At 68.0% G+C, this 2,651-nt stretch carries 2 protein-coding genes and 1 pseudogene; 1 reads left to right on the top strand and 2 read right to left on the bottom strand.

The window, feature by feature from the left end; translation table 11 throughout:
- Nucleotides 1-28: 28 nt before the first annotated feature.
- Complete coding sequence (locus CSW58_RS12415; protein ID WP_099447493.1) at nucleotides 29-502, bottom strand: Lrp/AsnC family transcriptional regulator; 474 nt, start codon at nucleotides 500-502, stop codon at nucleotides 29-31.
- A 119-nt stretch (nucleotides 503-621) separates the two neighbouring features.
- Here CSW58_RS12415 and ald point away from each other — a divergent pair, with 119 nt between their 5' ends.
- The gene (ald, locus tag CSW58_RS12420) at nucleotides 622-1,737 is read left to right on the top strand and encodes an alanine dehydrogenase (RefSeq protein ID WP_099447494.1); all 1,116 of its coding nucleotides are present in this window, start codon (nucleotides 622-624) and stop codon (nucleotides 1,735-1,737) included.
- A 75-nt stretch (nucleotides 1,738-1,812) separates the two neighbouring features.
- Here ald and CSW58_RS12425 read toward each other — a convergent pair.
- Nucleotides 1,813-2,492 (bottom strand): annotated as a pseudogene (locus CSW58_RS12425) (glycosyltransferase family protein).
- Nucleotides 2,493-2,651: the final 159 nt, after the last annotated feature.

The following is a 2,651-nucleotide window of genomic DNA, read 5'->3' on the forward strand; positions in this document are numbered from 1 at the left end:
TTAAGGCTTGGCAACTTTCACGCTGACGCTACAGCGGCAATTCGACACGTTTGACCACGGTGCGCATGGCGATGCTGGAACTGACCCGCACCACCCCGGGAATCCGCGTCAGTTCCTGGGCGTGGACGCGCTCGAGGTCATCGACGTCGCGGACGACCAGCCGCAGCAGATAGTCCGAGCCGCCGGTCATCAGATAGCACTCGGCCACCTCGCGAACCCCGGCGATGGCCTTTTCGAAACTGGTCAGGGCCGCCTCGGACTGCGACGACAGGGTGACGGTGACGAAGACGCTGAGCGGCAGGCCCACGGCCCGCTCGTCGATCACGGCGGCGTAGCGCCCGATGACGCCGGACTCCTCCAGGGCCCGGACCCGCCTCAGGCAGGCCGACTCCGAGAGATTGGCCGCCTCGGCCATCTCGACATAGCTGGCCCGACCCCGCCTTTGCAGCAGCTGGAGGATCTTTCGATCGAAGGAGTCGAGCTCTACCGTGGATTTCTTCATATCACGCGCTCCGAACGCAGGATTCTTGCATAACACGGTTTGCCACGGTCAAAATAGCCAAGGAACCTGCGAGGCTGGAGGCGTAAACCGTCGCGATAATAATATTGCGAGGAAACATCATGCGCGTCGGCGTTCCTTCCGAGATCAAACCGGGCGAGCACCGGGTCGGCCTGACCCCCACCGCCGTCCGCGAATATGTCGGCCACGGCCACACGGTGCTGGTGCAGACGGGCGCGGGCCTGGGCGCCGGCTATGCCGATGACGCCTATGTCAAGGCGGGCGCGACCCTGGCGCCGGACGCCGACGCGGTGTTCGCCGGGGCCGAGATGATCATCAAGGTCAAGGAGCCCCAGAAGGTCGAGTGGGAGCGCCTGACGCCCCGCCACATCCTGTTCACCTACCTGCACCTGGCCCCCGATCCGGCCCAGACCGAAGGCCTGCTGAACAGCGGCTGCGCGGCCATCGCCTATGAGACCGTCACCGACGCCAAGGGCGGCCTGCCGCTGCTGGCCCCGATGTCGGAAGTGGCCGGCCGCATCGCCGTGTTCTCGGCCGCCGAGACCCTGCTCAAGCACAATGGCGGCATGGGCCTGCTGCTCTGCGGCGTGCCCGGCGTGGCCCCGGCCCGCGTGGTCGTGCTGGGCGGCGGCGTGGTCGGCTCCAACGCCGCCCGCATGGCCGCCGGCCTGGGCGCCGAGGTGGTGGTGCTGGAACGCTCGATCCCGCGCATGCGCGAGCTGGACGACCTCTATCAGGGCCGCATCCTGACCCGCTATTCGACCTTCGCGGCGGTCGAGGAAGAGATCCTGAAAGCCGACGTGATCATCGGCGCTGTGCTGACCGCCGGGGCCGCCGCGCCCAAGCTGGTGCGCCGCGAGCACCTCAAGCAGATGAAGCCGGGCTCGGTTCTGGTCGACGTCTCGATCGACCAGGGCGGCTGTTTCGAGACCAGCAAGCCGACCACCCACGCCGACCCGACCTACACCGTCGACGGCGTCGTGCACTATTGCGTGGCCAACATGCCGGGCGCCGCGCCACGCACCTCGTCCGAGGCCCTGGGCAACGCCACCCTGCCCTTCGGCCTAGCGCTGGCCGATCATGGCCTGGACGCGCTGAAGACCAATGTCCACCTGGCCCGCGGTCTCAACGTCCTGGCCGGCGAGCTGACCCATCCGGCCGTGGCCCAGGCCCTGGGCAAGGTCTCGATCGATCCCTACGGGGCCTGGACGAACTAGGCAGGCTCCGGGCCCCTCCGGAACGACAAAGGGCCGCGCGGTCAGCGCGGCCCTTTCCTTTTTGGCGGCGATGGTTCAGGCCGCGAAGCGGGCCAGGTCCTGGTGGCTCTCGACCAGGTCCAGCACGTCGTTCATGCAGAAGCCCGGATCGACGGGATGCAGGGCGTCATAGATCGAGCGGGCGAAGGCCAGGTCGGCGGCGGTCTTGACCCGCCAGTCCAGATGCGACCAGTCGCGCCGGGCCAAAAGATGGGCGTGGCTGAAGCGATCGGGCTGGGCGCGAAGGGCGGCGGTGGGCGAGATCCGCGCTTCGGGATCACGGGCGTCGGCGGCCGAGCGGCGCAGGGCCCCGACCGAGATCACCTCGACCTCCATGCCGGCCGGATAGGTGCGCTTGACCCGGTTGGAGGTGTAGTCGGCGCCGCTGGCCAGGGCCAGACGAACGGCTTCGTCGACCAGGCCGGGATCGACGAACGGCGCGTCGCCCTTGATGCGGACCACGTGGCTGACCGAGGTCGCGGTCTCGGCGCAGCTGGGCGATGCGGGCCAGAATGTCGGTGGCCCGCGCCGCGATGCACCGCGAAGCCGCGCGACACCACCAGGCCGGCCAGGGCGTCGTCATCGGGATCGGCGCTGGTGGCGACGATGATCCGGCTCTGGCAGCGGGCGCCGCGCAGGCGCTCGAGCTGTCGGATGATCATCGGCTGCCCCTGAAGCGTCGCCATGGCCTTGCCCGGAAGGCGGCGGGAACCCATGCGGGCCTGCAGGACGGTGAAGGATCACGACGTTCTCCCTGAACGCTGTGTGTTTCGAGAAGCCTAGATCAGATTCATAAAAGTCTGATGAATCAAAAGCTTACGCGCAATAAACCATATCCGCCGACCGCGGTTCGCGGGCGGAACGAGGGGCAGGCG

The organism is Caulobacter sp. B11, from assembly GCF_002737765.1.
Taxonomy (GTDB): domain Bacteria; phylum Pseudomonadota; class Alphaproteobacteria; order Caulobacterales; family Caulobacteraceae; genus Caulobacter.

Coding starts and splice junctions, on each gene's coding strand:
- CSW58_RS12415 (WP_099447493.1), bottom strand. CDS start 502: ATGAAGAAATCCACGGTAGAGCTCGACTCCTTCGATCGAAAGATCCTC.
- ald (WP_099447494.1), top strand. CDS start 622: ATGCGCGTCGGCGTTCCTTCCGAGATCAAACCGGGCGAGCACCGGGTC.